Below are 23,039 nucleotides of genomic sequence, written 5' to 3'. Positions count from 1 at the left end.
ATTAGTTTATATGAAAATGATAACGTTTTCTGAAAACCTTATCAATCCAATTATTTTCATGATAATATAACTATATTCACATAAAAAGGGGGAAGTAATGTGGACCGTATGTACTTTCCGGCCCTTTCAGATGAAGATATGAAACTGCCATTCTATGTTACAAGCGCTGGAAGCTGGAGACACCAAAAGCATATTAAGCGTCAGGGAGAGTTTCCTGATTATCAATGGATTCAATGCATAAAAGGAAGAGGCGAGCTTCGTGTAAATGATGAGGTTTATATTATAAAAGAAAATGAAGGGATGTTTCTGACGCCGCACGTTCCGCACGAATACTATCCCGTTACGAGCGAATGGCAAGTATGCTGGGTTTCTTTTAACGGAAGTGTGATTGATGATATCATGCTTTCTCTTCAATTTATTAATTCGGGAAAAATCGTCCTTACAAATGCTGAAAGTCTTTACAGGATGCTTCAAGAACTAATGGATCGGTTAGAAGAAAATCATACCTCTAGCACCATGCAGTGCTCTGAACTACTATATAGCGTCATTTTAAAACTTCGCCAAGACAGCGTATATATAGAAAGCAAAAGTCGCCTGCAGCAAATTACTCAGCTAAACCCAGTCCTTCGTTATATCGAGGAATATTATCATCAGCCGTTAACGCTAGAAGTACTGGCGCAGCAGCTCAACGTAACGGAGCAGTATACGTGTTTGCTTTTTCAACAATCTCTTGGCATCCGGCCATTTGAATACGTAACGCGCGTGCGGATTCAAAAAGCAAAGAAACTGCTGCTTAAAAACAACCAAATCTCTGTACAAGATATAGCAAGACAAGTAGGGTATGAACATCCAAGCTACTTTATCAAGCGTTTCAAAGAACAGGAAAACGTTACGCCAACTATTTTTCGAAAAATGTATTTTTCATAAGCTACATACATCAGGGTTTATCTAGGTCATAAGACATGAAGTGTATGCTAGTTATTCCGTATGAGTTTTAAAAAAGAAATTAAATGTAGTTTTAAGTGAAAACGGGGAGGAAAAGTAGAGAGAAGAAACAAAAAGGAGGGATAAACGTGTTTGGGTTAAATGATCTTCCAAAGTTTGTGTGGTCATTCTGTCTTGTATTGCCACTTGTATCATTTGTTCATCAGCTGGGGCATTCCGTCATGGCAATTATTTTCGGAGGGAAGGTCGATTTTACTATTGGGCGAGGGAAAACGATTCTTAAAATGGGGAAGTTTAAAATTAAGTCAGTCTATTTTTTAGACTCGTTTTGTAAATATGAAAATCTTAAGAATGACAGTCGCATTTCTCATGCAGTGGTGTATGCGGGTGGTGTACTGTTTAATGTGCTTACTATTTTTATAATAAATGGATTAATTATGGCTAATATTCTGCCTGAAGATATATTTTGCTATCAATTTGTTTATTTTTCAGTCTATTATGTTATTTTCTCACTGCTGCCAATTCAATATACAGAGACATCTGCAAGTGATGGACGTGCTATATATAACGTATTACGGTACGGGAAAACGTGTGATCCAGATTAAAGGGCTGTGTGTAGCAGCCTTTTTTGGTGCGTTTTTTCTCGTTCATTTAAATAAAAAAAGGAAAACTTTACGAAAAGAAAATAGTAGCGGATAATAAAGATAGTAGATATTGGAATGTAAGAAAGGAGAGGATTCATACGATTATTGAGACAGAACGAATGACGCTGCGAGCCATGGCCGAAAGCGATGCAGAAAATTTACTGAAAATCTTTGAGGATGCTGAAGCAATGAAGTATTATTCTTCTACTAAAAGCGAACAAGACACACGCCGTTGGATTCAATGGATGAAGCAGCATTATCAAACGTACGGCATTAGCATGTGGATCGCTGAGGATAAACAGAAAGGAGAGTTTCTAGGGCAGTGCGGCATGGTTCTTCAAAAAGTAGACGGAAAGGTAGATCCAGAACTTGGTTATTTATTCTTACGCAGCCGCTGGGGGAAGGGCTATGCGAGTGAAGCAGCAAAAGCTTGCTTAGATTATGGACTTCATACGCTGAAATTTCAGAAAATTACATCATTGATAGATCCTGACAATTACCCATCGATTAAAGTGGCTGAAAGAATTGGCATGAAAAAAGAAAAGCAAGTTAACAAATGGGACAAATCATTATTCTTTTATAGTATATATAATGAAAAATGAGAGTATAGGAGTGTTAGCATGATCAAAATTAAGAACGTTTCGGTAAAACGAGCAGAAAAAGAAATTTTAAAAAACGTGTCGTGGTTAGTGAAAAAAGGGGAACATTGGTGTTTGCTTGGGTTAAATGGTTCCGGAAAAACGACGCTTTTAAATATAATCAACGGATATATCTGGCCTACAAAAGGCCAAGTAGAAGTTCTCTCAAGGAAATTTGGAGAAACAAATCTGTCTGAGCTCAGAAAAGAAATCGGGTGGGTAAGTTCTTCGCTTCAGCAGCGGTTTCAAGATGACGATACGGTTTTAGAAATGATTTTAAGCGGCAAATTTGCATCTATTGGTTTGTATGAACAAGTGGAGCAAAAAGATATGAACCAAGCTATAGAATTAATGAAGCTGCTAAATTGCGAAGATTTACAAAATCAGGCGTACGGAACACTTTCTCAAGGAGAGCGCCAGCGAGTGCTAATTGCCCGAGCTCTTATGGCTTCACCAAAGCTTTTAATACTTGATGAGCCATGTACAGGACTAGATATAATGGCCCGAGAACAGCTTCTTCAGCTGATTGCAAAAATGGCAGAGCAGCCAAAAGCGCCTACGCTTATTTATGTTACTCACCATGTAGAAGAAATTTTGCCGTGCTTTACCCATACGCTTTGTATGCGCCAAGGAGAAGTGTTTTCTTCTGGAAAAACGAAAGACCAGCTCACTGAGCCGCATCTTTCTAAATTTTTTAATCACTCCGTAGAGATTCAGCAGCAGAAGGAACGCACTTGGCTGTCATTAAAAGAACCGGTAAAAAGCTGAGCTAGCGTCGAGAAAACTTCTTACATACCATGGGAAAAAGAGCGCTGCTTGCAATGGAAACAAGCTCATTGTGGAGATAATGTTTACATGCTACATAAATAGTGGTGCTGCAAATAATATCAATTAGTAAAAAAGCAGCAATGTCATGTTTATCAATGGTTACAAATACAAAAGAAGAGGAATCATAAGCTGTCATCGTTGGCTCCTTTGATTATATCGTTATGTTACTTTATTCACAAAAGGCTTGGGCTATACGAACTTTTAAAGAAGTAGGATGACGACAGCTGATTCTCTTTTCTACAGCTGATAATATTCTTGTTCGAGTATACTCATGATAAGATCTGTCTGAAATGCTTCTTCAATAAAAGCACCTTCACGCTCTATTCCTTCTTTTACAAAACCGCATTTTTCATAACAAGCAATGGCTCTATGGTTGTATTCGAGCACTCGTAAATCGACTCTGTGCAAGTGAAGGTGTTCAAATGCGTACGCAAGTACCAATTTTGTAACTTCGGTGCCTAGCCCTTGATTCCAGACGGAAGAATCAAATAAACCAATTGCATACCGTGCGCGCCGGTCGTGCTCGTTAACGGTCAGCCGTGCTTCTCCAACAAAACGCTGCTCATATTCAATACACCAATTCAGCTTTTGAGACTTTATGTACTCGACGTGCCGCTTGGCATCTTGTAATGTAAGAGGTTTTAAGTTTCGGGTATCGCCTCCGTACATGCGAATAAGTTCTTTTGTTTGTTTGCATGCTAGATAGTCATTTACATCGCTGTCTTTTGGTTTTCTTAGTATCACGTTTTTTCCTTTTAAAAGTGGTGAAACATTATTCATTTGATGCATCCTTTCTTTTCTAACATTTAAAAAGGTATTCCACTTGTCTCCTAAAAAACCTGCTTTTATGTATAAAAGAAATTCAGACATAACTATGTCCATCGAATCTTAAAACAAATGGGATCGGTACGCTAGTATGGAGTGCTTGTTACACCGCGGTTGACTTCCGTGCAAGCCTTGGCTTTCCATTAACTGCTCTACATACATGAAGCCTACGTTCATTCTACAAATGAAAAAATCCGAACGAGTTGGATTCTCAAGCAAGAATCTCGATTCATCGTTCGGATCTTCCTTCAGCTAAACTACTTTTCTGCCAGCCTCTTTACGAAGAATGTTTTTTTGCGTAGTGAGCAAGTGCAAGAAGAGGAAAAATATCATTGTAGCTGTGGTACTGAATATAAAATTGTCCAGGAAGACCAATTCCCGTGGGGTAATGAGTTTGCTGCTCTGTAAGATTTGGATTCAGTAAAAATTTAATTCCTTTTTCAACGGCTCGATCTTTTAATGGACATATTGTCATTAAAGCATCGAGAGCCCAAGCCGTTTGAGAAGGGGTGCTAAACGATAGTGGCACATATTTTTTTAAAGAAGCGCTATAGCATGATTCTCCGAATCCACCGTCTTCTTGTTGAATGCTTTTGAGCCAGTTGATAGCTTTGATGATACGCGGATCAGAAGCAGAAACCCCTACAGCACGAAGTCCTGTAATAGCGGCCCACGTTCCGTAAATGTAGCAAACTCCCCACCGGCCGTACCAGCTCCCGTTATCCAATTGATGATCAAACAGCCATTTTACTGCAGCTTTAATCGAAGGGTGGGATTTATTCATACCAGCAAAGTTTCCGAGGCACTCAAGCACTCGACCGGTTAAATCGGCAGTAGCCGGATCCGTCGCTGCATCTTTTGCATTTTCAAGCGGGAGATAAGTAAATAAAATAGAGTCAGTATTTTTTTCAAATGCAGCAAAACCCCCGTCTTTGTTTTGCATGGACAGCAGCCAGTTAATGCCTCTTTGCCAAGACTCCAAATAATCTGTATCGGTTTGTGCTCTTCTAGAAAGAGCTCTGATAGCAGCAGACGTATCGTCTAAGTCAGGGTTATTCGTATTAATATCGGAAAACCCCCAGCCTCCAGGTGCTGTATTTGGGTTATGAAACTGCCAATCTCCAAGCTTTGTATGCTGTCTTTTCTTTAAGTAGCGAGTTGAGCCTTTAATCATAGGATCTTGCTGCGGTACACCTGCTTCCTGTAGAGCGTAAGATAGCAGCGCGGTATCCCAAACGGTTGACGTGGAGTTTTCTACGTGCACGTGGCCGCTGCATGTACTAAGTAGTGAACAAATACCGTCAATTGCTTTTTGGATCACAAATGAATCTTTTTTATAGCCAAGAGCCAAAAGACCGTAAATCATAAAAAAAGTAGAGGTGGCGTAGCTGTAGAGTGTTCCGTCTTTTTCAATTCTTTCTAGCATGTAACGCTCCGCTGCTTGATAACCAAGCTTGTGGATGTAAGAAGGTAAAGAAGCCAGCTGTTTTAAATGGTCGACTAAAAAAATAGAAGCGCGTGATTCTTGAGTAGTTTCCTCCGATTCCTGTTTCTGTTCTCTTACATCTAAATGAGAAAGAGAAGGTGTATGCCTAGAAGTAAGTGAAAATTTTTTGTTTCCTGCTACCATCATCGGAACGAAGTGAATTCTGGCATAGGTGCTTAATTCATAAAAGTTAAGCGGTACATAGGTAGGCACGAGCAAAAGAGAAAGCGGGAGGTAAAATAGCTTTGGCCACTCGTATAAACCGTTAACAGAAAGCATCCATCTTGTAAGAAAATGAGCGCGCGAAATGCCTCCCGAATCTATAATATATCTTTCTGCTTTTCGCAAAATCCGGTCGTTTTTTTGGTAATACCCTGAATATAAAAGAGCTGTATAAGCTTGAATAGTGGCGGATAAGTTATGTTCTTCATCATCAAACAACGTCCAAAGACCATCTTCATTTTGAAGGGAAACGATCCGTTCGGTTAATTGTTTAATCAACCCTTCTTTATCTAAATCAAAGGTGCGAAGAAGCATAATTAAAAACGCATCAGGCATAACGCCTGTTTCAAAACAGTAGCGAAATGACCCGTCATTTTTTTGTGTTGGGCGCAGATAGGCGATTCTTCGCTGAATCTCTAGCTGAACTTCCTTTAGCAATATGATCACCTCTTATGATAATGCTTTTCAATCTTTCGACCTGTTTCTTTATAACTGTATTCAAAGGAAGAGAGTTCTATGAGAGGAGAAAGTTGCAAAGAATAGAGCGCTTGCTGCACAATAAAGGTACTGGAAAATTGGAGTGATAGAAGTGAAAGAAATACAGGTAGAAGTCATTCAAGGACGAGGCTCTTACCGAGAGCTTGGTGAAATGCAAGGGAAATTACATAAAGGAACAAAGCTGTTTGAAAATCATCAAAAAAGAAGAAAACGTTCATTAAGAAGCTATCAAACGATAGCAAAAGAAGCTCGTCATTATTACGACTTATTTGCTCCGGGACTGTGGGATGAGCTAGTGGGCTTAGCAGAAGGCTTAGATTGGCCTCTTGAAGACGTTATTCATGAGTACAGCGGGTATCAGCAAGAGTGGAAAAAAACGGGATGTTCGGCTCTTATGCAGCACGGCGTGTATGTGCGAAACTACGATTATCATCCTAAAACGTACGAAGGTCGATTTTTGCTTTTTCAGCCAAATGAAGGATATGCAAGCGTCGGATTTGGAACGAGAATGGTGGGGCGAATGGATGGAATGAATGAAAAAGGATTAGCAATTGGCTATCATTTTGTTAATCGCCGCCGTCAAACGAACGGATTTATTTGCTGTACGCTCGCTCGGTTTATTTTAGAAACATGTGAAACGACAGAAGAGGCTATTGCTATTTTAGAAAGAGCACCGCATCGTCATGCGTTCAATTATTCCATTTATGACCGCAGCGGACAGGGAGCAGTAGTCGAAGCATCTGGACGAGGCGTTCATGTACAAAGAGGAACGATGATGGGGTGTACGAACCATTTTAATCAGCTGGTCGAAGAAAATCGTCATCATTTGGTAGAGTCAAAGGAAAGGCTCGATCATATTCGAGATCATATTGAAAAAAAGCTATTGCCTCTTGAAGCTTTCTCTTTATTTAATGAAGATGAATACGGTATTTTTAAAGAAGATTACCGGAATTCTGCTGGAACGCTTCATACAGTAGCATATGTACCGGAGACGCTGCAAGTCATTGTGGGGATTGGACGAAAAGCAAAGCCTCTCATTTTCTCGTTTGAAGATTGGATGAAAGGAGAACAATTAACTATAACGAAAATAAAAGGAACGGTAAATACAGATGAACTATTTCCGTTTTAGTAAGGAGCAGCATAATGAGAATTGTAACGAATCAAGAGATGTATCAAGTAGATGATTATATGATGAATACAATTAGGATGAGTGAAGAGTCCCTTATGGAAAATGCCGGGCAGACTGCTGCAAACGCGCTGAGTGAGCGAATCGAAAAACATGAAAACATAGGGCTGCTTATAGGAACGGGAAACAATGGAGGAGACGGCTTTGTTATTGCCCGTGCTTTGAAGTCAAAAGGCTATGAAGTTGACGTCTGGGTAGTTCCTGCACGGGAAAAAATAAAAGGCGCGGCTAAAAAAGCAATGATCATCTATGAAAATGCCGGGTTCACGTGGCAATCGGCGGGAGATAATTTCTCTGTAAAAAAGTATACGGTGCTTATTGACTGTCTACTAGGGATAGGAGTAAAAGGCAGCATCAAATCTCCTTACGATGATATTATAAAAAAAATAAACGACTCTAAGGCTTACATATACAGCATCGATGTCCCAAGTGGAGTAATGGAACAGAAGCAAGAGCTTACAGTACGTGCAGATGCTACGATTACGCTTCAGCAGCCGAAAATCACGGCATTTACATACCCCAGCAAAGAAAGTTATGGAGAATTGATTGTGGTAGATATTGGAATTCCGCCGTTAGCAATTGAAAAAAGTTCATCTTTTAAAGAGGTATGGTCAACTCAGCATATTAAACAATCTTTTCCTATTCGGAATGCTTCGTCCAATAAAGGTACACACGGAAAAGGAATCGTAATAGGAGGTTCACTCCAAACACCCGGAGCGCCGATGTTAACGTCAAAAGCAGCGCTCACAAGCGGAGCGGGACTTTTAACGCTTGCGCTTCCGAGCGATATTCATGCGATTGCAGCTGGTCACATGCTGGAAGTGATGTATAAACCATGTCCAAGCAAAGATGGCTTTTTTGCAGGGGAGATACCTTTAGAAGAAGCGAAGTATGATGCCATTGCAGTCGGACCAGGGCTTGGGAGAACGAAAGAAACGAAGAAAGTCGTCGAACAAGTGCTTTACCAGCCGGTTTCTGTTGTGGTGGACGCCGATGCTCTTTTTCATCTTCCCCATTTAGAAACAGAAGTAAAAGAAAGAGAACACGCCACGATTTTAACACCTCATCCGGGAGAAATGGCAAGGCTCGTGAACACAACAATCGCCGAAGTAGAAGCAAATCGATTTTCAATATCTAGGCAATACGCAGTGGAAAATGGTGTGTACCTTGTATTAAAAGGTCCAAACACGATTGTTACAACACCTGACGGAAAACAATACGTAAATACCACTGGAAACGCGGGACTTGCGAAAGGAGGAACGGGTGACACGTTAACAGGGATCATCCTCGCTTTTATTATGCAGCATGATTCTCTTCAAGAAGCAATCAGTAATGCGGTATATGTTCACGGAAAAGCAGCGGATGTGCTGCTCGATCAGGGGCATACAATGATGGATATGTTAGCAAGCGACGTTATTTCTGCACTGCCGGCAGTCTTAGGGCAGCTGGGTGAGAAGTAATTTCTTCTAGATTATTAAAATTTGTTGACAAAATCCTTCAAAAAGTTGTCAAAACTCTTTGTAAATGATAACGTTATTTTACGTAAGATTTTACATAGAAAGAAAGTGATGTTGTGTACTACTCAATGAGACCAAGAGGCATTCATTTAGCTGTGCCTACACTTTTCTTCCTTATCACAGTCGTGTTATTTGCGATGATGCAGTTTGGTTTTTATTTGGATTCCAGCATTCTTCGTAAAATTTGGGTCATCGTTATGGCTTTATTGCCCATTGCTGGACTAATCACGGCTATTAAAGGTAGAAGAGGAAGCGCAAAGCCGTGGTTAATTATAGGGAACGTGATTCTTATTTTAACCGTTACAATAATGAGCGTACAGGCTATTATTTACTAAACAAAAAAACGTGTTCGCCAAATAGGCGGACACGTTTTTATTAGGAAAGAGAAACGATTTGCTTGGTTACATAGACCGCTTCTCCTGCGATTACCACACCATACGTATTCTCTTTTTTTGTAATTTTTACATGAACGAAGCCATCTTTATCTATTTCCTGTCCTTGCTCAATCACAAATTGCCAGCGGTCATTATCTTGCTGGTCCACATATCTCGCATAATAGGCGCCCATTACGCCTGATGCTGTTCCAGTTACGGCGTCTTCTACCGTACCTGAAAATGGTGAAGAGAAATGTCTTCCGTGCATATGGGCTTCTGAGTGAATCGTTTCAAAACAAAAGGGATGAATAGATGCTTTTGGCATATCTGTTAAAATATGAGGGAAATCTTCTTGATTAGGCTTCATCTTTTTACAGGCATCTAAATTTTTTAAAGGTACAATAAGCGTCCAGTTCCCCGTACTTCCATATACAATAGGAAGTCTTTGATCAAGGTCATCAATATGAAGATTAAGAGCTTTTGCCAGTTTTTCTTTTGAACCCGAAAACGGATGAAACTGCGGAGAAGCTTGACTCATGGTGATAACAGGTTGTCCGTTTCTATTCTGTACAGTCATCGGCAAAATTCCAGCATTTGTTTCCACTGTAAATGTAGTTTTTGGAAGTTTGTTTTTACTATGTAAAGCATAAAGAGAAGCGACGGTTGCATGACCGCACAAATCTGCTTCTTGGCCGGGCGTAAAGTATCGAATTCGTAAATCAGCGCGGGAAGACTTCATGATAAAAGCCGTTTCGTTAAACTGTGCTTGATAAGCAATCTTCTGCATTTCTTCAGCTGAAAAATCATCTCCGTTAAACACGATTCCTGCAGGATTTCCTTTATTAGGGCGCGTGCTGAACGCATCGTATTGATAAACAATCGCTTCTTTCATAGAAATTACCTCCATTTTTATATCCTTGTATGAAAGCTTTAACCAGTGTTATTAAATGATTGGCTATTAAAATAGTGAAATACCTGAACGTTAGAATAAAAAAACAGCAGTTTTACCCGCTGTTTTTCACTTCGCAAAACTATTTTTGCATCGCGGCATTTATTCCTTCTTTTCTAACTTCTAGCATATGAGTAGCTTTTTTATCAATATCTTTAGCTGTATCGGAAGAAATGACGCCTACGCTGCTTAAGTCATAGGCAAGACTTGTAACAAGCAGATGCTCTCTTTGTGCTAGTGTGCCGTATGTAAGTGCAGCGGTTTTAGCTTGAATGCCACTCATATTTAATTCATCAGTAGAAGAAGCTGCTTCTTTTTTTGCGGCTATTGCTTCTTGATAAAGAGAATAATATCCTCCAAACCCCACTTGGGCAATTAGAAAGTTATAAATATCATCGGCCGATTTTTTAGAAGGCTGAGAAAAAGCTCTTTGAAATTTATTGCGCGGTAAAAAGTTTAGTGCCGCTTGTCTTCCGCCTTCATAAATTTTTTCTTGTATTTCTTTAGTAGCTTTTTCGTCGCTTTTCTTCTGCGCTGCATCTAGCTGTTTGCGATATTTTTGAATAATGACTCCGTCCTACTGATTGTTTCCATCTTTGAAAGTATCTGCGGCTTGTGGAACATCTGACGTTGCTAGAGTCTCAGCGGCGTTCTCTGAAGAAGAAAAGAACGTATTTTTGACAAAAATAAGTGCAAAGATCAGCAGAATAAACCATAAAAACCTGAATTTCTTAAACAAAATGTTCACCTCTGTATAATATTTCTAAATTATGTAAAACAACATGGGCCAGTATACAGCAATTTTAGTGTTTTTTTACACATTTACCCAAAAATAAAAAAATAGTAAGAGGTGGTTTTATTAATCTAATAGATATATAGGTTCATTGTTATGGTTCTAAAGAAACCATTGATCTATTTGTACTGATTCACATAATCGAATATGTTTTTGCTAATAAGGCTTAAAGTGACAAGGATAAAAAGCGTTCGGACGTACGTCACGCCTTTTGATAGAGCGACATTTGACCCGACAAAAGAACCCACGATCATCGCAAACCCCATAATTAATCCGTAAGAAAATACAACAGAATCGAAATATAAAAACACAAGCAAAGCACCTAAGTTACTGCCGAAATTTAAAAATTTTGCACTGCCTGCTGACTGCAGGAAATCAAATCCCATAAATAAAAAAGCAAATAAAATAAATGAACCTGTGCCTGCTCCTAAAAAACCATCGTAAAAGCCAATAATAAAAATAAGTGCAGTAAAGAAAATAAGTTTCTTAATAGACAGCGGCTTATACGTGGACGTGGTGCCCCAGTTTTTTTTGAAGATTGTATAAATAGCAACTAAAACAAGGAGAATCAAAATAACAGGTTTCAAAAAAGCAGAGGATAGAAAATGAACGGTGATTGAACCTCCTAAAGAACCAATAAATACAAAAGGAAACCATTTACCTACGACGCGAAAATCGACTTTTCCGGATTTAACAAATCGAATGGTACTCGTTAATACGCCCATCGTTCCGGCTAATTTATTTGTAGCTAAGGCAGCAGCGGGAGGCAGGCCTAAAAATAAAAGGGCAGGCGTTGAAATTAAACCCCCTCCGCCAACTACAGAGTCGATGAATGCAGCTAAAAAACCAAATAGTAAAAGCAAAAGAACAATCTGTAAACTTAATTCTTCCATAAAGCACCTTCCTCATGTCATAATATATAGTGACTACTTAAATAGTAACTATATAAAAAGCAGTTGTAAATATGTAAATGATGAAAATTTCAAATAACTTAAAAAACAGGGAGGTTTCCTTTATGGAAAATATTATTCAGCAGCTGCAGTCGCTTGGATTTAATCAGTACGAATCAAAAGTATACGTGACGCTTGTTAAAAAAGGATCTTCCACTGCTTATAGTATTAGTAAACATTCAGGTGTGCCAAGAGCGCGTGTATACGATATTTTACAAACACTAGAGGAAAAAGGCATGGTGTTAAAAGAAGAGAGTAATGATGGCACCCGGTACACGTCGTTGCCCGTCGATGCTTTTTTGCATTCGCTGCAGAAAAAATGGAACGAAACGTATGAAGACGTTAGCGAAACGCTTAAACGTCTTGAAGCTGCAGAGTCTATAGAAGAAAGCCGGGTTATGACGATGAAAGGGGAAAGAGCGATTCTTGCTTTTTGTGAGTCGCTATTGTTAAAAGCAAAAAATAAAATTGTCATCTCGCTTTGGCCCGATATTTATAATGAGTTGAAGCCCCTTTTATTACAGCTAAGGGAGAGTGTCACACTAAAAGGAATTGTGTTTGAACAAGATGAAGCGATGGAGGAATTTGACCGGCACCGTCATACAAGCTATACCGAAAACATTGGGAATCAAAACTGGTTTATTATATCTGTTGACAGCAGTGAAATGATTTATGGTCATAAAGAAATGGCTTACTATACAAATAACGCAGTCAACATTAATTTACTTGAAAACTATATTTGGCATGATATTCTCGTTAACAGACTTGTAGAAAAAAGTGATCAGGAAATGGACAGATGGATCGAAAGGGAAAGAGAAAGTTTTTTTGCGTAGAAAAACCCGCTTTATGCGGGTTTTTGTATTAAAAAGTTTGCGCAAGTTTTTTGGCTTCGGCTATTCCCTTTTCTTTAATTTCCTGCGCTTTATCTGGCATTGCGTTATGCCCTTCGACAAAAATGCCGTCTAACGAAGGTACTCCGAAGAAATTCATCATAATTCCAATATAACGATGCCCCATTTCCATATCAGCTGCGGGACCTTCCGAATAAATGCCTCCGCGCGCTTGAATATGAAGCGCTTTTTTATCCGTTAATAGCCCAACAGGACCTTCTGCCGTGTATTTAAATGACTTACCGGCTACGGCTACAGAGTCTAAATAAGCTTTCATAACCGGTGGAAATGAAAAGTTCCACATAGGCGTTACAAAAACATATTTGTCCGCGGTTACAAACTGTTCGCTCAGTTCTGCAAGACGATTGACCTTTTCCTGTTCATGAGAAGAAAGTTCAGAGCCAGACTGAAGTTTGCCCCAGCCGCTAAATACATCCGCATCAATATGAGGGATATTTTCTTTATAAAGGTCAATATGTACAACTTCGTCACTTGAATTGTGCTCTTTGTAAGCATCGATAAATGCTTTTCCAGTTGCCATACTGAATGATTGAGACTCATCGTGAGGATGAGCTGTAATATAAAGTACTTTTGCCACGTCTTATCATCTCTTTCTTGTTTGAAATAATGTACTGTCTTATCGTTATCACTAGTATAAAAAACTATACGCACTTTGTTCAGTAAGCTGAAAAAGAGCATAGGAAAAGAACTTTTATATAGAAAATAATGGTATAATAAATGTTTGAATATTTACATAACAAGTATGTGTAACAGAAGTAAATAAGAGGTGTCGAGATGAAAGAAAAATGGATAATTGTTACGGGTGCAGGTTCTGGAATTGGCAAAGAAATTGTAAAAGAGTGTGTGTCAAAGTGCTATTCAGTTATTGCTTGTGATATTAATGATGAAGCTTTGAGACAACTAGCTGAAGATACAAAGGGCCATATTGAAACGCATGTAGTAGATGTTAAAAATGGAAAGGATGTAAAAGATCTTTTTTATCAAATAAAAGATAAAAATTTGTATGGGTTAGTTAATAATGCAGGCGTGTATTTAGGAAAAAATTTATTGGATTATGAAGAAAACGAAATAGATTTTGTGATGGATATTAATATTAAAGGATATGTTTATTTCTCCAAGTACTTTGGCGAATTATTAATGAAAAAGGAAACAGAAGGGGCGATTATTAATATATCGTCCGTGTCAGGAATGGAAGGAAGCTCCGATGCTATATATGGAATGTCTAAAGCAGCAGTATTAGGATTAACCAAGAGCTGTGCGATGAATTTTTCTCCTTATATGCGGGTGAATGCGGTAGCACCTACAATGGTAAATACCGATATGATGAAAAATATTCCAGAGTGGCGCAAAAATGAATACATCGCTCATCAGCTGATTCCAAGCTTTGTTACGCCTCAAGACGTGGCAGATACGGTCCTGTTTTTATTAAGCCCTCAAGCAAAACATTATACAGGAGCCACCTTTGATCTTAATAGCGGATGTTATTTACGCTGAATACTCTTTCAAAAGGAATTGAGACATTAACTACATCAATCCAAAGACGAACAAATGGGATAAATAATTCAGTATGGCGCGTGTTACACCGCTGTTGATCTCCGTGCCAGACTTCGCTTTCCGCGGGCGGCCGATGAGCCTCCTCGTCGCATGCGCTCCTGCGGGGTCTCATCTGTTCCGCTTTTCCGGCAGGAGTCTTGGCCTTGCCCTCCAATCAACAGCTAGAAGCACCTACATACATGAAACCTACGTTGACTATCACCATAAAAAATTCGAATGCACTTAATTCTCAATAAAGGATTTTAATTCATAGTTCGGATCTTCCTTCAACTAAAATACGTTTGTCCCATCCTCCTTTTTGTTTTCTTAAGAATTCTTAAGAAATTTACTTAACGTTTCTTTAGATTTTTTTTCTATTCTAGAAAGAAAGAGTAGAAAGAAGGAATAGAAAATGAATTTAGCTTTTATGTATCAATATTTTCACCAGCCGCGAACGGTAGGAGCACTTTTGCCAAGCTCTAAGCACTTAGCGAAAAAGATGATAAAAGGGATTGATTTTGAACATGCAGCCTGTATAGTAGAGTACGGACCAGGAACCGGAGCTTTCACCCGTGAATTAATAAGAAGACGAAGCGCTTGTACAACTTTGCTTCTTATCGAATATAATCGGCATTTTTACGAAAAAGTAAAGGAACAAGTAAGGAATGAAAAAAATGTGTACGTGATAAACGGATCCGCTGAAAATGTTCAAAAGTACTTGATACAGTATGGTATTACAAAAATAGATTACGTATTATCAGGTCTTCCTTTTGCCTCGTTGCCGTCTGAAGTGTCGGACTGTATTCTGCAAAACACGCGCAGCGTATTAGCTGATGAAGGGAAATTTATTACGTTTCAGTATACGAATTTAAAAAAAGAGTTGATTCGTACGTTTTTCCCGAAGATTAAGGTAGAAAAAGAGTGGAGAAATGTTCCGCCTGCATACATTTTTACATGTGAAAAGAATGAGATATAAGGAGTTTGTAAATGAAAGACAGAATTTTAATTATGGATGACGATGAGCAAATTCGTAATTTAATTGCTATTTACTTAGAAAATGAAGGATTTGAAGCGCTGAAAGTTTCTAATGCTGTATCTGGGTTAGCGCTTTTAGAAGAACAAGAGGTAGATTTAATTATATTAGATATTATGATGCCGCAGATGAGTGGAATTGAGGCTGCTTTTAAAATACGTGAAGAAAAAAACATGCCCATTATCATGCTGTCAGCTAAGTCAGAAGATATGGACAAGATATCTGGCTTAACAGCAGGCGCAGATGATTACTTAACAAAGCCATTTAATCCTCTCGAGCTCATCGCGCGGGTTAAATCACAAATTAGACGCTATAAAAAATACAATCAACGTGCTGAGCATGAAATTATTCAAATTGGCGATTTGGAAATTAACCGCAGCACCCGACTCGTCTTTGTACGCGGCCAAGAGATTCGCTTAACGCCAAAAGAGTTTGATATTTTAGAGCTGCTTGCACGTCATAAGGGCACGGTGATGAGTATGGGGAAAATATATGAAGCCGTTTGGCAAGCAGACGCGCTTAAATCGGATAGTACCGTAATGGTTCATATTACAAAAATCCGCGAAAAAATTGAGGATAATCCGAAAAAGCCCATTTATATTAAAACAATATGGGGCGTAGGATACAGGATATGAGAAGAATAAGTGTAAAGCTTCTTTTTGCTGTCATTATAAGCTTTTTGGCTACTAATTTAATTTTTATTTTAATTTCTAGGCTTGTTTTAAGCAGGTATATACAAGAAGAGAAAATGAATGTTTCTGCATATAATCTATTGGCGTTTGGGCTTATTTCTATGGCGGTTGTGGTCTTTATTTTTGTTTTTTTAGTACTTATTCGTTCCCATATTCGTTACCTGAAAGAAATTTCCGAACAGGTTCAAAAAATATCAAATGGAGATTTAGGAGCAACCATCCATGTGCGAGGAAAAGATGAACTGGCTGAGTTAAGTCAAAATATTAACAAAATGTCTGCTCAGCTTCGTACAAAATTTAATCGCGAACGAGAAATCGAACAAGCAAAAAATGAGCTAATATCCAGTGTGTCTCACGATCTGCGCACGCCGCTAACCTCCATTGTGGGGTACCTCGATTTAATTAAAAAGAGAGCAAATTTAGATGATGAAACATTAGATAGCTATTTATATATTGTCGATTCAAAAGCAAATTATTTAACGGATTTAATTGAAGAGTTGTTTGACTATACAAAATTAACGAGTCCCGATCTTCAGCTTCAACGAAATGAAGTGGATATGAAACGTTTGCTTCAGCAGGTGATAGGAGAGTACGAGCCGATTTTAAAAAGAGAAGGCATTGACGTTCAGACTAGTTTTGCTAGTGAATCGGTTGTATTGATTGATGTAGAGAAAATGGTAAGAGTATTTCAAAATTTGCTCGAAAATGCCAAAAAGTACAGCGAAAAGCCTTCCGTATTAGAGGTGAATCAGGAAATTGATGAGGATTCGTTGATTATTTCCTTTAGGAACAGCATTAACATCAGTGAAAAACTTGAGGTAGAAAAGTTATTTGATCGATTTTATCGAGGTGATGAATCAAGAACGGATGCGAATGGTTCAGGCTTAGGACTGGCTATTGCTAAACAAATCATCCTGCTTCATCAAGGAGATATACGAGCGGAGCTTCAGCGTAATAAGCTCACTTTTTTTATAAAGCTGCCGCTAACACAAGAAAGCCTTGAGAATCATAAGTAAAGATTCTTAAGGCTTTTTGCTACTATTTTAATACCGTATTCAAATTCTGGAAGCGTCGCATAAGCAAAGGATATTCTGATATGCTGCGATGTTTCATGATCATATAATGCGCCTGGATTTAAAAGGACGCCTTGATCTAGACAGTGCTTAAATAATTTACGCATCGAAACAGGCTTATGCAGCGTAAGCCAAAAATAAAAACCTCCGCTCGGAACATTCCATGTAGCGAGACTTTCCAAATGCTTCTCTAAAATAGCCTGTGCTTTCTGAGATTTTTCTTTTAATTTGTACCGTACGCTGGCAACGTGATTGTCATAAATTCCTGTCTTAAGAGCTTCAGCAGCAGCCCATTGAGATAAGGAACTAGCTCCGTAGTCAACTTGCATTTTAAGATCGGCCAATCGCTCAATCACATGTTCTGGCCCGACAACCCATCCAATTCGAAATCCTGGGCTGAAGGTTTTAGAGAGCGTTCCTAAATAAAGAACCATTCCGTTTTTATCTTGAGCTTTTAATGAAAGCGGAGGGGGTGAATGAAACCAAAGCTCTCCGTAAGCATCATCTTCAATAATAGGCAAATGCATCATTTCACACCGATGAAGTAGCTCTTGACGCCTTTGTTCGCTCATCGTCACATTGGTTGGGTTATGAAAGTTGGGTATCGTATATAAGACTGTGCCTTTTTCTTTTTCATGCTGGTCTTTTAATGAAGATAATTGAATTCCTTCTTTATCTAATGAAACGCCCGTTATTTTCATTTGTGCGGACTGAAACAAGGGCAGAGAATAAAGATAAGATGGCTTTTCAGCTAAAATATTGGCACCTGGAGGCAGCAGGCCGATTGAAATTAATTGAAGCGCTTGAAGTGAACCAGATACAATTAAAATAGATGAAGGAGACGTTTCAATGCCTCGTTTTTTTACATGCTTCGCTAACTCTTGTCGCAGTTCACCGTTACCTTTTGGGTGCTCGTACCCCAAGTGTACGCTTCTATGTTTCATTCCGCTAAACAGCTCGGAAAGCTGATCAGAAGGGAGCAGGTCAGGTGCTAACTCTCCAGTTCCCAAACGAATAATGCCCCGTTGAAATTCAGCTTCGTTAATATGGCGGATAGTCGAAGAATTTGGTTGGTATATTCCTGCCTCTACATAAGAACTCCAGTTCATGTGAGAACCTGCTGCTAGTAAGCTCCACGTATTGTTAATGACTTTGGTTCCACCACCTTTGTTTCCACTAAGCAGTCCTTCAGCAATTAAGTTTTCAGTTGCTGTTACCACTGTGCTTCTATTTACAGAAAAGGTAGCAGCCAAATGGCGCTGCGAAGGAATTTTAGTTCCAATAGGCCATTCTCCATTTGTAATTTTCTCTTTCATATACTCTTGAATTTGTTTGTGCATTGGCTTTTTATCAGCCGGATTTGGAGTCCAATTCATGTGAGACCACCTTTTTGTAATTTGGTTGGTATTATAAATCAAAACTTGGATGGAGACAACAGGGGATGTCAATTGTAAGATGAAAGTGAAAGGAGAGAGTAACATGTTTACAGTGGTTATACACGCTTTGTTGTTAGCATTCGGTTTGATTTTACCTTTAGGAGTACAAAATGTGTTTGTTTTTAATCAAGGAGCAAATCAACGGATGTTCAAACAGGCGCTTCCTGTAGTGGTGACGGCTTCTGTTTGTGATACGATTTTAATTATAGTCGCAGTGCTGGGAGTTTCAGCAGTAGTTGCTGCTTTTTCGTTTTTTCAAACGCTTATTTTTGGAATAGGTTTTCTTTTTTTAGCGTATATGGGCTTTGTAACATGGAAGAGCGAACCTTCGAAAACGTCATTAAAGGAAGGAATGACGGTAAAAGCGCAGATTCTATTTGCTGCTTCTGTATCTCTGCTAAATCCCCACGCGCTGATGGATATTATAGGCGTAATCGGAACAAATTCTCTACTGTACAGCGGAAAGGAAAAATGGATTTTTACGCTGGTTACGATATCTGTTTCATGGATATGGTTTTTATTTTTAGCTTTTGCAGGAAAAGTGATAGGAAAAATGGATACAAATGGGAAAATAATGATTTGGGTGAATAAGGTTTCTGCATGTATGATTTGGGGAGTGGCTCTTTACATGGCAAAAAGCATTCTTTTTCATTAGAATAAACGTTGAAAGGAAAGTTATGTAATATAAAAATGCTTTTTTCTAGAAAGCGAGGGTAAAAAATGATTCAAGGAATTAATCATATGTGCTTTTCCGTGTCAAATTTAGAACAGTCCATCACCTTTTATCAGAAAGTGTTAGGAGCGGAACTTTTAGTGAAAGGAAAATCCACCGCTTATTTTAATCTTAATGGATTGTGGCTGGCGTTAAACGAAGAAAAAAATGTACCTAGATCAGAAATTCAGTATTCGTATACTCATTTAGCGTTTTCTATTACCATTGAAAGCTTTGACGAAGCAAAAGAATTGTTAAAACAGCATAATGTAACAATCTTACCGGGAAGAAGCCGTGACGAGAGAGACAAAAAATCTCTTTATTTTACGGATCCAGATGGGCATAAATTTGAATTTCATACCGGTACGCTCCAAGACCGTTTAGCGTATTACCAAGATGAAAAGCCACATATGAAGTTTTATTCGCTAAAAGAGTAGTACTAAAATAGTTACATGAGGTTATAATTCTATTACATTCGCCTTCTTCTTGCATTTATCATTAAACAAACGATACTGTTGTGATATAATGGAAAAAAAGTGAGGAGGAGGAAGAATGTATACCGCAAAACAGGTGAAGTTTGGTTCGCATATTGTAATAGGCGTACTTTTCGGCATACTAGCTGCAATGTTCATCGGAACTTTTTATCAAAATGTACCTGGCGTATTGCCGTACGGGATGATTAGCGGACTTGCAGTAGGACTAGTAGCAGATACATATTATACAATTAAAACAAAAATAAAGGTTATCTAATATAAATAGTAAGAAAAAGCAGTGAAGCTTTAGCTTCACTGCTTTTTTCTATTTCAAAATGATATTACTCAAAAAGCACTACATCCAATCCGTTTCTGCGGTAACAGGTTAGAAGCGTGTACAGTTCTGCACGGTGATGGTATAAATGAGATTGAATTTCAAGTAGCCACTCAAAACGTGTATACGTGCATCCCCAATAGGATGTCTGCAGTGAAAATAGCTTTTGTTCGTCAAAAGAAGAGTAGGCTGCTTTTAGCTGATTGAAGCCCTCTACTAAAGCAGCTTTGAGTTCAAGCTTTGTATAAGCTGGATGCTGCAGATAAAAGTCATTCATTTTATCTGCAGAGTAGCCTAAGGAAATATAATAGTCTGCACTACAAATGAGACATAAATGCTGCAACAGCTCTTGAATAGACCGCTTGTGAGGGAGGGGACGATAAGCAAGCTCTTCTTCTGTAACGTCATTAATGATTGCGGTTAGGGAATGGATGTTAACGTTTATTTGATTAAACACCATCTCACAGTACGAATTCATGTATTCACATCCTTTTTATTCAACTAAATACCGCATTTTTTGATCCAGCCAGTACTCTGATTTTTCATTGTTATCGAGCTTAATATAGCAATCGACAATTTCATCATAAATGAATTCCTTTTCTTCTACTAAATCAATAAATTTAATGAGTAAAAATACGGCTTTTGAAACTTTTCCATTCTCACAAAGCCATTCTTTCATCCAGATTAATAAGTCAAGAAGAATAATCTCTATTTTTACTCGGATATCAAGGAACCAGTCGTCATAAATCGTTGTTAAATAATGAGGAACTAATTGGTGCAGTCGCTGTTCAGCTTCCTTGAATTTCAACGTCGGATCAGACTGTTCGGTAATCCACTGAAGGTCAGTTAATAAATCTAATCCATCGCTTGATACATCTGCGTTTAAAGAAATGAGCTGCCTGTTAACAAGTAAAACTGGCTCTTCCTTTTCTGCATTCAATAACTTTTTTAAATGAGACAAGTAGACGCGTAAATTCTTTTTGGCATTGCTTAAAGGTATGTCAGGCCACAACGCTTCGCATAGCTGTTCTCTGCTGATAGAATGATGAAAAATAAGATATAGTAAAATTTCTTGAGCAAAGCGCTTATTCCAGCCCTCTGTAATAAGCTGGCCATTTACATAGACGGAAAAAGAGTACAAGAAATCTACTTTAAGAGAGGGTGTGTGGGCATGGAAGTCTTTTTGTATGTCTATAGCCGTATCACTTTCCCAGTTTTTAAGTATTTTCATAGAGTCATTTCTTAAAGAAGACGGCTGAGTTTTGTTACTTTTAATAAAATCTACGGCAATTTCTTTGAGTAAAGTTGTTTTTTCTTTTACCAAAAATAAAGAATGTGCGTTAGGTATGGTCATATGACTGTAGTTTTTTAAAAACATCGTCTTTGAAATGAGATACTGAGATGAAAACAGAAAATCATGTTGACCAGATAAAGTGAGTACAGGAAGTGAAATGCTAGTCAACTCTTGAAATAGATTGTCTGTAATAGATAGTTTAAGAAAGCGGAAATATACACCGGGATCCATTTTTTTTAGTCTTTCAATTACCTGTTGTATGTTTGTAGGTTCCAGACTCTCTAGTTTGCCTAATTCGAAAATTTTATCTACCGGTATTTGGTTTTTACTTTCTTCGTTGTAACATCTCTTAATCTTTTGAAGGGTGCTATCTGAATAAAAAGGAAGAGACAATAGTATCAGTCCCTCAATAAGAAATTCATAGCGGGCAGCAAATTTAACAGCGATTTGTCCTCCAAATCCCACGCCAACTAAGTAACATTTCTTTATATGTAACGTATGTAATAAGTGGAAAAGATCTTCAATATGAGCCTCAAACGATATCTCCCCTGTAGCGGAGGCGCTATTTCCTGTCTCTCTCAAATCGTATTGAATAACACAATAATGTTGGGTTAATTCTGCAGTAATAGAATCAAAAAGCGTATGATCAGTGATAACAGAATGAACCATCACAATGGTTTCTGTCTTGTCAGTGAATACGGGCGAATGAACTTCATAGTAAATTTTTTCTGTCGCCGTATGCAGAAAAGGCATAAAAACAATCCTCCTAGTGTCTAACTGTAGCGTTTGTGTAACGGTAAAATTATTATGATAAGAATAGACAAAAAATTCAAAAAAATGGGTACTTTTTAGTAATTAAAAAATGTCTAATGTTCTAGTAATATCCATTATACTGTAAAACCATAGTGAAAAATAAGGGAGAATGCCCAAAAACAGCAAAAAGAAAACGTTATCAATTTCGAAAAAAGAAGAAAGGAGGAGAATTATGAATTTTAAAGACGAAAATGCGTTAGACTTAGAATGGGTTATGCTCATAATGGAAGCAAAACAAACAGGTATAAGCATCGAGGAAGTTAGACAATTTTTACAAAGTATTAGCTCAAATTCTTAGCCAATACACTAGTAAGAAAATAAAGAATTTTCTAAGCATAGATAACCTTTATAGCGAGTCTCAAGCTATGTCTACTAGATGTATAATCATCCCTTTACAGTAAGAACGTTTATTTATAATGCACGGTAAAGTGAAATTATGGTATTATTATCGATAAGTAAGCATTAGTAAGGGTGATTAAAATGACAATTGGCCAACGTATTCGAGATCTCAGAACGAAACAGGGAATATCGCTAACAGAACTTGCAAACCGAGCGGGTGTTGCTAAATCGTACATATCTTCAGTAGAAAGAGGAATTCAGCTCAACCCATCTATTCAATTTCTAAACAAAATTTCTACCTCATTGAACGTCAGTATTGATAGATTGATTCATGAGCCTATGGATAAATCTGAATCGTTGGATATTGATGATGAGTGGCTTGAGTTAGCAAAAGAAGCAGCGGAGTCAGGAATAAGCAAAGAGCAGTTTAAACAATTTCTTGAATTTCAAAAATGGCAGCGGGCAAAGCAAGATTAACTTCGTGGAATATACATAAAAGAGAACTTACATAGAACAACTGCTGAAAAATCATGATTGTAAA

28 protein-coding genes are annotated in these 23,039 nt (G+C 38.1%); 17 read left to right on the top strand and 11 right to left on the bottom strand.

Going from position 1 to position 23,039, the window contains the following annotated elements:
* The first annotated feature begins 108 nt into the window (after positions 1 to 108).
* From ACFX4N_RS03695 to ACFX4N_RS03680, 4 genes are all read left to right on the top strand, one after another.
* Entirely contained in the window at positions 109 to 927 is an 819-nt protein-coding gene (locus ACFX4N_RS03695; RefSeq protein ID WP_155660429.1) for an AraC family transcriptional regulator, read from the top strand.
* 146 nt (positions 928 to 1,073) lie between these two features.
* The gene (locus ACFX4N_RS03690) at positions 1,074 to 1,550 is read left to right on the top strand and encodes a site-2 protease family protein (protein WP_013056875.1); all 477 of its coding nucleotides are present in this window, start codon (positions 1,074 to 1,076) and stop codon (positions 1,548 to 1,550) included.
* A gap of 158 nt (positions 1,551 to 1,708) precedes the next feature.
* Positions 1,709 to 2,191, top strand: a complete 483-nt coding sequence (locus ACFX4N_RS03685) for a GNAT family N-acetyltransferase (RefSeq protein WP_013056877.1) — start codon at positions 1,709 to 1,711, stop codon at positions 2,189 to 2,191.
* 18 nt (positions 2,192 to 2,209) lie between these two features.
* On the top strand, positions 2,210 to 2,995 hold the full coding sequence (locus ACFX4N_RS03680; RefSeq protein WP_013056878.1) for an ABC transporter ATP-binding protein: 786 nt from the start codon (positions 2,210 to 2,212) through the stop codon (positions 2,993 to 2,995).
* Position 2,996: 1 nt separating this feature from the next.
* Here ACFX4N_RS03680 and ACFX4N_RS03675 read toward each other — a convergent pair whose 3' ends face one another.
* The 3 genes from ACFX4N_RS03675 to ACFX4N_RS03665 form a co-directional block, all read right to left on the bottom strand.
* Positions 2,997 to 3,191, bottom strand: a complete 195-nt coding sequence (locus ACFX4N_RS03675; protein WP_192100451.1) for a hypothetical protein — start codon at positions 3,189 to 3,191, stop codon at positions 2,997 to 2,999.
* Between the two features lie 101 nt (positions 3,192 to 3,292).
* Positions 3,293 to 3,835: a GNAT family N-acetyltransferase gene (locus tag ACFX4N_RS03670; RefSeq protein ID WP_029321532.1), complete on the bottom strand. Its 543-nt coding sequence runs from the start codon at positions 3,833 to 3,835 to the stop codon at positions 3,293 to 3,295.
* Positions 3,836 to 4,157: 322 nt separating this feature from the next.
* Positions 4,158 to 6,035 carry a terpene cyclase/mutase family protein gene (locus tag ACFX4N_RS03665; protein WP_057273100.1) on the bottom strand — a complete coding sequence of 626 codons (1,878 nt, stop codon included), beginning with the start codon at positions 6,033 to 6,035 and terminating at the stop codon, positions 4,158 to 4,160.
* A gap of 142 nt (positions 6,036 to 6,177) precedes the next feature.
* Here ACFX4N_RS03665 and ACFX4N_RS03660 point away from each other — a divergent pair, with 142 nt between their 5' ends.
* The 3 genes from ACFX4N_RS03660 (at position 6,178) to ACFX4N_RS03650 (ending at position 9,124) form a co-directional block, all read left to right on the top strand.
* A complete protein-coding gene (locus ACFX4N_RS03660; protein WP_057273101.1) occupies positions 6,178 to 7,215 on the top strand; it encodes a C45 family autoproteolytic acyltransferase/hydrolase in 1,038 nt (345 codons plus the stop codon).
* Between the two features lie 14 nt (positions 7,216 to 7,229).
* Entirely contained in the window at positions 7,230 to 8,732 is a 1,503-nt protein-coding gene (locus tag ACFX4N_RS03655) for an NAD(P)H-hydrate dehydratase (RefSeq protein ID WP_192100450.1), read from the top strand.
* Between the two features lie 125 nt (positions 8,733 to 8,857).
* On the top strand, positions 8,858 to 9,124 hold the full coding sequence (locus ACFX4N_RS03650; protein ID WP_013083004.1) for a hypothetical protein: 267 nt from the start codon (positions 8,858 to 8,860) through the stop codon (positions 9,122 to 9,124).
* Between the two features lie 40 nt (positions 9,125 to 9,164).
* On the opposite strand, the gene ACFX4N_RS03645 is transcribed toward ACFX4N_RS03650, so the two are convergent.
* The 3 genes from ACFX4N_RS03645 to ACFX4N_RS03635 form a co-directional block, all read right to left on the bottom strand.
* Positions 9,165 to 10,055: a PhzF family phenazine biosynthesis isomerase gene (locus tag ACFX4N_RS03645; protein WP_053487239.1), complete on the bottom strand. Its 891-nt coding sequence runs from the start codon at positions 10,053 to 10,055 to the stop codon at positions 9,165 to 9,167.
* 139 nt (positions 10,056 to 10,194) lie between these two features.
* Positions 10,195 to 10,479: a hypothetical protein gene (locus tag ACFX4N_RS03640; protein ID WP_013056886.1), complete on the bottom strand. Its 285-nt coding sequence runs from the start codon at positions 10,477 to 10,479 to the stop codon at positions 10,195 to 10,197.
* Between the two features lie 545 nt (positions 10,480 to 11,024).
* Positions 11,025 to 11,798 carry a sulfite exporter TauE/SafE family protein gene (locus ACFX4N_RS03635; RefSeq protein ID WP_013056888.1) on the bottom strand — a complete coding sequence of 258 codons (774 nt, stop codon included), beginning with the start codon at positions 11,796 to 11,798 and terminating at the stop codon, positions 11,025 to 11,027.
* 122 nt (positions 11,799 to 11,920) lie between these two features.
* Between ACFX4N_RS03635 and ACFX4N_RS03630 the strand changes: the two genes are divergently transcribed.
* Positions 11,921 to 12,688: a TrmB family transcriptional regulator gene (locus tag ACFX4N_RS03630; RefSeq protein WP_013056889.1), complete on the top strand. Its 768-nt coding sequence runs from the start codon at positions 11,921 to 11,923 to the stop codon at positions 12,686 to 12,688.
* Between the two features lie 28 nt (positions 12,689 to 12,716).
* Here the strand turns inward: ACFX4N_RS03630 and ACFX4N_RS03625 are convergent, their stop codons facing one another.
* Positions 12,717 to 13,343 carry an FMN-dependent NADH-azoreductase gene (locus ACFX4N_RS03625; RefSeq protein ID WP_013056890.1) on the bottom strand — a complete coding sequence of 209 codons (627 nt, stop codon included), beginning with the start codon at positions 13,341 to 13,343 and terminating at the stop codon, positions 12,717 to 12,719.
* 197 nt (positions 13,344 to 13,540) lie between these two features.
* Between ACFX4N_RS03625 and ACFX4N_RS03620 the strand changes: the two genes are divergently transcribed.
* The gene (locus ACFX4N_RS03620) at positions 13,541 to 14,260 is read left to right on the top strand and encodes an SDR family NAD(P)-dependent oxidoreductase (protein ID WP_013056891.1); all 720 of its coding nucleotides are present in this window, start codon (positions 13,541 to 13,543) and stop codon (positions 14,258 to 14,260) included.
* A gap of 83 nt (positions 14,261 to 14,343) precedes the next feature.
* Here the strand turns inward: ACFX4N_RS03620 and ACFX4N_RS03615 are convergent, their stop codons facing one another.
* Entirely contained in the window at positions 14,344 to 14,478 is a 135-nt protein-coding gene (locus ACFX4N_RS03615) for a hypothetical protein (RefSeq protein ID WP_257206077.1), read from the bottom strand.
* Between the two features lie 233 nt (positions 14,479 to 14,711).
* Between ACFX4N_RS03615 and ACFX4N_RS03610 the strand changes: the two genes are divergently transcribed.
* From ACFX4N_RS03610 to ACFX4N_RS03600, 3 genes are read left to right on the top strand one after another with little or no spacing between them, the layout of a single operon-like run.
* The gene (locus tag ACFX4N_RS03610; RefSeq protein WP_057273103.1) at positions 14,712 to 15,275 is read left to right on the top strand and encodes a class I SAM-dependent methyltransferase; all 564 of its coding nucleotides are present in this window, start codon (positions 14,712 to 14,714) and stop codon (positions 15,273 to 15,275) included.
* 11 nt (positions 15,276 to 15,286) lie between these two features.
* Entirely contained in the window at positions 15,287 to 15,967 is a 681-nt protein-coding gene (locus ACFX4N_RS03605) for a response regulator transcription factor (RefSeq protein ID WP_057273104.1), read from the top strand.
* The gene (locus ACFX4N_RS03600; RefSeq protein WP_013056893.1) at positions 15,964 to 17,040 is read left to right on the top strand and encodes a HAMP domain-containing sensor histidine kinase; all 1,077 of its coding nucleotides are present in this window, start codon (positions 15,964 to 15,966) and stop codon (positions 17,038 to 17,040) included. Before ACFX4N_RS03605 ends, ACFX4N_RS03600 begins: the two co-directional genes overlap by 4 nt.
* On the opposite strand, the gene ACFX4N_RS03595 is transcribed toward ACFX4N_RS03600, so the two are convergent.
* Positions 17,031 to 18,473: an aminotransferase-like domain-containing protein gene (locus ACFX4N_RS03595; RefSeq protein WP_098196440.1), complete on the bottom strand. Its 1,443-nt coding sequence runs from the start codon at positions 18,471 to 18,473 to the stop codon at positions 17,031 to 17,033. The two genes, ACFX4N_RS03600 and ACFX4N_RS03595, sit on opposite strands and share 10 nt — an antisense overlap.
* Before the next feature lie 103 nt (positions 18,474 to 18,576).
* On the opposite strand from ACFX4N_RS03595, the gene ACFX4N_RS03590 reads away from it, so the two are divergent.
* From ACFX4N_RS03590 to ACFX4N_RS03580, 3 genes are all read left to right on the top strand, one after another.
* Positions 18,577 to 19,188 (top strand): LysE/ArgO family amino acid transporter, encoded by a 612-nt coding sequence (locus tag ACFX4N_RS03590; protein WP_013056895.1) that lies wholly within the window; start codon positions 18,577 to 18,579, stop codon positions 19,186 to 19,188.
* 65 nt (positions 19,189 to 19,253) lie between these two features.
* Complete coding sequence (gene fosB / locus ACFX4N_RS03585) at positions 19,254 to 19,682, top strand: metallothiol transferase FosB (RefSeq protein WP_013056896.1); 429 nt, start codon at positions 19,254 to 19,256, stop codon at positions 19,680 to 19,682.
* Positions 19,683 to 19,797: 115 nt separating this feature from the next.
* On the top strand, positions 19,798 to 19,995 hold the full coding sequence (locus ACFX4N_RS03580) for a hypothetical protein (protein ID WP_013056897.1): 198 nt from the start codon (positions 19,798 to 19,800) through the stop codon (positions 19,993 to 19,995).
* Positions 19,996 to 20,059: 64 nt separating this feature from the next.
* Here the strand turns inward: ACFX4N_RS03580 and ACFX4N_RS03575 are convergent, their stop codons facing one another.
* Positions 20,060 to 20,530 carry a DinB family protein gene (locus ACFX4N_RS03575; protein WP_013056898.1) on the bottom strand — a complete coding sequence of 157 codons (471 nt, stop codon included), beginning with the start codon at positions 20,528 to 20,530 and terminating at the stop codon, positions 20,060 to 20,062.
* 15 nt (positions 20,531 to 20,545) lie between these two features.
* Positions 20,546 to 22,099 (bottom strand): alpha/beta hydrolase, encoded by a 1,554-nt coding sequence (locus ACFX4N_RS03570; RefSeq protein WP_063671484.1) that lies wholly within the window; start codon positions 22,097 to 22,099, stop codon positions 20,546 to 20,548.
* A 232-nt stretch (positions 22,100 to 22,331) separates the two neighbouring features.
* Here ACFX4N_RS03570 and ACFX4N_RS03565 point away from each other — a divergent pair, with 232 nt between their 5' ends.
* Both ACFX4N_RS03565 and ACFX4N_RS03560 read left to right on the top strand, forming a co-directional pair.
* Entirely contained in the window at positions 22,332 to 22,457 is a 126-nt protein-coding gene (locus ACFX4N_RS03565; RefSeq protein WP_013056900.1) for an anti-repressor SinI family protein, read from the top strand.
* Between the two features lie 182 nt (positions 22,458 to 22,639).
* Positions 22,640 to 22,975, top strand: a complete 336-nt coding sequence (locus tag ACFX4N_RS03560; protein ID WP_013056901.1) for a helix-turn-helix domain-containing protein — start codon at positions 22,640 to 22,642, stop codon at positions 22,973 to 22,975.
* Positions 22,976 to 23,039 lie beyond the last annotated feature (64 nt).

This window comes from Priestia sp. YIM B13551 (genome assembly GCF_042787905.1).
Lineage (GTDB): Bacteria > Bacillota > Bacilli > Bacillales > Bacillaceae_H > Priestia.
The sequence above is the reverse complement of the archived record's forward strand: the minus strand, read 5'-3'. Positions and strand labels throughout refer to the sequence as shown.